General features: G+C 27.6%; 5 protein-coding genes. 1 reads left to right on the top strand and 4 read right to left on the bottom strand.

The annotated features are described in order from the left end of the window. Nucleotides 1–265: capsular polysaccharide export protein, LipB/KpsS family (locus JG677_RS07350; RefSeq protein WP_442778893.1), on the bottom strand; the 265-nt coding region annotated here is incomplete at its 3' end. A gap of 123 nt (nucleotides 266–388) precedes the next feature. On the opposite strand from JG677_RS07350, the gene JG677_RS07345 reads away from it, so the two are divergent. After that, the gene (locus tag JG677_RS07345) at nucleotides 389–1,720 is read left to right on the top strand and encodes a major outer membrane protein (protein ID WP_200285998.1); all 1,332 of its coding nucleotides are present in this window, start codon (nucleotides 389–391) and stop codon (nucleotides 1,718–1,720) included. Between the two features lie 27 nt (nucleotides 1,721–1,747). On the opposite strand, the gene JG677_RS07340 is transcribed toward JG677_RS07345, so the two are convergent. The 3 genes from JG677_RS07340 to JG677_RS09110 all read right to left on the bottom strand — a co-directional run. After that, nucleotides 1,748–2,890: a LegC family aminotransferase gene (locus JG677_RS07340; RefSeq protein WP_200285995.1), complete on the bottom strand. Its 1,143-nt coding sequence runs from the start codon at nucleotides 2,888–2,890 to the stop codon at nucleotides 1,748–1,750. Beyond that, the gene (locus JG677_RS07335) at nucleotides 2,883–3,857 is read right to left on the bottom strand and encodes a GDP-mannose 4,6-dehydratase (protein ID WP_200217815.1); all 975 of its coding nucleotides are present in this window, start codon (nucleotides 3,855–3,857) and stop codon (nucleotides 2,883–2,885) included. Before JG677_RS07335 ends, JG677_RS07340 begins: the two co-directional genes overlap by 8 nt. After that, a partial coding sequence (locus JG677_RS09110) for a hypothetical protein (RefSeq protein ID WP_442778708.1) occupies nucleotides 3,839–3,965 on the bottom strand: 127 nt, incomplete at its 5' end. The genes JG677_RS07335 and JG677_RS09110, both read right to left, overlap by 19 nt.

The raw sequence follows: 3,965 nt of genomic DNA, 5'->3' as shown, positions 1-3,965 counted from the left end.
AATAAATTCCTATATCATCCTCTACTATGCTAAAACTTGGAGAATTATAAAGACCTAAATTTAAAGATCTTATAAAACCATCTTCTAAAAGCAAAAATGAGCCTTTATGTTTTTTAGCCAAAGAAATAGCCCTTAAACCAGATTTTTTACGTCCCCAGCCCAAAAAAATACTATTATCTTTTACATTAAAAAAAGAATATAATTTAATTTTATAAAAATTTTTAACATTTTTAATAAGTTTCCTAGAAGTAGAATATAAATTCATATAAACCTTAAAAATTTATTTAAAATAATATTTTAACATTTATTTTATATTTTATAAATAAAGCTTTACTTTAGATTTTCTTAATATAATAAATAACTTTAAAACAAAGAAAAGGATTTTTCAATGAAATTAAAATCAATATTATATCCAGCAACGGCTTTGTTAGCTTTTTCTTATTTAAATGTTAATGCTGCTCCTTTAGAAGAAGCAATTAAAGATATAGATGTTTCTGGAACTTTAAGATATCGCTATGATAGTGCAAGTGGGAATTTTCGCGATCATAAACGTGGTTTTTTAGACGATGTGGGCGAAGGTTATATTAAAGATAAACAAATGCATAATTATAAAGCACAAATTAATTTTAGTGGTGCTATTGCTGATAATTTTAAGCTTTTTATACAATTTAATTATAGTGCTAAAGATGGTGGATATGGTGTTTATGATGGAAATCCAACATTGCCAAGTGGTGCAGTTAATCCTAATTATAATCCTAATATTAGTGATACTCAAACAGGATTTTCTGTGCGCCAGCTTTATTTAACTTATGCAATTGATGATTTTAATACAAATATTATTTTAGGTAAGCAACAATTAAATACTATTTGGACTGATAATAGTATAGATGGTTTAGTTGGAACAGGTGTTAAAATCATTAATAATAGCTTTGATCATTTAAGTTTTGTAGCTTTTGCTATTGATAGTTTTGGACTAGATGAACAACCAAACGATTTTTATGCAAATGCTCAATATAGTTTAGATGAAAAAACCTATAATGAAAATTTATATGGTGGAGCTATGCTTGGAAATTATGAACTCTTAGGTGGAAATTTTAATCCAGAGCTTTGGCTTTCTTATTTAAATAATTCCTTTTTATTTTATGCTTTCAAATTTAATTATAATGTAGATATTTTTAATGATATTAATTGGAATTTACAAGGAGCATATCTTGGAAATCAAGTTATTGGAAGCAGTTTAAAAGATTTAGGTTTTACAAAAAGTAATTTCTTTGCTCTAAAAGGAACAATCGCAATTAATAGCATTGATGCAAGTTTAGGTGGGGTTTATTATGGTGATAAAAATAGCAATAATATGGTAGTTATAGAAGATCAAGGAAATCTTAAATCTCTTTTAGCAGGTGAGGAAATTTTTTATTCTGATGGCTCTAAACTCAATGGAGATACTGGTGAAAATCTTTTCGCTTTTGCAAGCGCTGGATATACCTTTAATGAAGTATTGCGCTTGGGTGCAGATTTTGTTTATGGTGGAACCAAATCAGGCGATATCTCAGCTGTAGCTGGAAGAGCAGGAAAAAAACTTGAATCTGTTGCAAGAATAGATTATAAATATTCTCCTAAACTTACCTTTAGAACTTGGTATTCTTATGCTAAAGTAAAAGCTTTACACGATGAGGGAGAAAAAAATACTGTTCGTCTTGAAGCTTTATATAAATTTTAAAATAATAAAACGCATTTTTGCGTTTTATTACAATCTTACACTACTTGGAAGATTAACTAAAGTTTTTTCTAAAATTTTAGTATAAGCTAATCCATCATTTTGGCAATTTTTATACATTTTTAAAGAAGCTAAACTTTTCCATACAGGACGTACAAAAATATTATTTTCAAAACATTCTTTAATAAAAATATTTCTTAAATTTTCATCTTTAAAAATTAGCGCATTAAGCCAAAAATTACTTTTTGAATTTGAAATCTCATCTACAAAAGTTAAAAATTCATTATTTTTAAAAAAGTTTTTATATAGCATAGTTAATTCTCTTTTATTTTTTAAAAAAAACTCCAAATTTTCAAGCTGTGCAAGAAGCAAAGCTGCATTAATATTGCAAAGTCTATAATTGTAAGCTATTAAATCGTGCTCATATTCATAAGGATGATTGATTTTAGCAGTGGTGCTTAAATGTTTAATTTTTTTTGCAATATCGTCATCATTACATAAAACAGCTCCCCCGCATCCTCCTGTTACAATTTTATTGCCATTAAAACTTAAAATTCCACAAGCTCCTAAAGTTCCCAAAGCTTTATTATTATAAGTGCTTCCTAGTGCCTCTGCACTATCTTCAATAAGAATTAAATGATAATTTTGGCAAATCTTTATAAGCTCTTTAAGTTTTGCAGCCAAGCCAAAAGTATGCATTATCACACAAGCTTTTATGTGCTTGTGTGTTTTTTTATTAAAAGTTTTTTGTTCTTTTTGATAGGTATTTTCTTTTAAGAAATTTTCCAAAGCTTTAGGATCAAGACTTAAGCTTTCTTTATCTACATCTAAAAAAATAGGTTTTGCGCCAGTGTAAGCAATAGCATTAGCTGTTGCCACAAAACTAATAGCTTGAGTAATTACTTCATTATCTTCATTGATATCATAAGCTAAAAGTGCTAAATGTAAAGCTGAAGTTCCAGAATTTGTTGCGACAACAAAAGGAGAATTTGTAATTTGCTTAATTTTATTTTCAAATTTATGAACAAATTCTCCCACGCTTGAAACAAAGCCTGTATCGATACAATGTTCAAGATATTTTTTCTCATTACCTATAAAACAAGGTTCATGAAGAGCAATTTCTTTTTTATGAGAAAAAAGTTCTTTAATAAAATTAATTTCTTTTTCAAACATTGTAAATATTACTTTTATAAGAACTTAAATTTTCTTTAAAATAATCGATACTTTTTTGAAGCCCTTCTTCTAAACTTATTTTACTTTTCCAACCCGTTGCATTAAAAAGTTTGGAGCTATCGCAACAAAGTCTTAATACTTCGCTATTTTTAGGACGCAGTCTTTGCTTATCTTGAATAATCTTTATATCTGAATTTAAGAGCTTTTTAATAAGCATAACAACTTCTTGCATAGAATACTCTTTAGAACTTCCTATATTAAAAACTTCTCCATAATTTTTTAATTTAAGCAAAGAAATAAAACCTTCGCAAGTATCTAAAACAAAATTTAAATCCCTTGTAGGTGTAAGATCTCCTAATTTTAATTCTTTTTCTTTATTTAAAATTTGCGTAATAATTGTAGGAATAATAGCTCTTGCACTTTGTCTTGGACCATAAGTATTAAAAGGTCTTGCAATGATAAGTGGAAGATTAAAAGAATGATAATAACTAAGAGCCATCATATCAGCTGCGATCTTGCTTGCTGAATAAGGACTTTGAGGTTGTAAAGGATGCTTTTCATCAATAGGAACATAAAGGGCACTTCCATATACTTCACTTGTTGAAGTATGAATAAAAAGTTTAATATCACTTTTTTTTGCTGCTTCTAAAAGATTTAAAGTACCCCCTATATTGGTATCAACATAACTTTTAGGAGCCATATAAGAATAAGGAATAGCGATTAAAGCACCTAAGTGAAAAATAATATTAACATCTTGAACCAATTTTTCACAAAAAAAACTATCTCTTAAATCTCCACTTATAATCTCCATTTCTTTAAGATAAGGACTTTTTTCTAAATGTCCATAAGAGTTAAAAGAATTATATTGCACTAAAGCCTTAACTTTAAAACCTTTTAAAACTAAACTTTCGCAAAGATGAGAGCCTATAAATCCATCCGCACCAGTTACTAGGATATTTTCATCCATTTTTCAAGTCCCCTTTTATATAACTCTTCTTCTAAAGGCTTAATGTTTTTTATTAAAGCAAGTTCTAATGCATTAATATGTGCATATATCATTTTAAGCCATTCTAAA

This window comes from Campylobacter sp. TTU-622, assembly GCF_016598965.1.
In the GTDB taxonomy this organism is placed as follows: Bacteria; Campylobacterota; Campylobacteria; order Campylobacterales; family Campylobacteraceae; genus Campylobacter_D.
The sequence above is the reverse complement of the archived record's forward strand: the minus strand, read 5'-3'. Positions and strand labels throughout refer to the sequence as shown.

Bases quoted from the DNA above. Each gene is read 5' to 3' on its own strand.
- JG677_RS07340 (WP_200285995.1), bottom strand. From the start codon at position 2,890: ATGTTTGAAAAAGAAATTAATTTTATTAAAGAACTTTTTTCTCATAAA.
- JG677_RS07335 (WP_200217815.1), bottom strand. From the start codon at position 3,857: ATGGATGAAAATATCCTAGTAACTGGTGCGGATGGATTTATAGGCTCT.
- JG677_RS07345 (WP_200285998.1), top strand. From the start codon at position 389: ATGAAATTAAAATCAATATTATATCCAGCAACGGCTTTGTTAGCTTTT.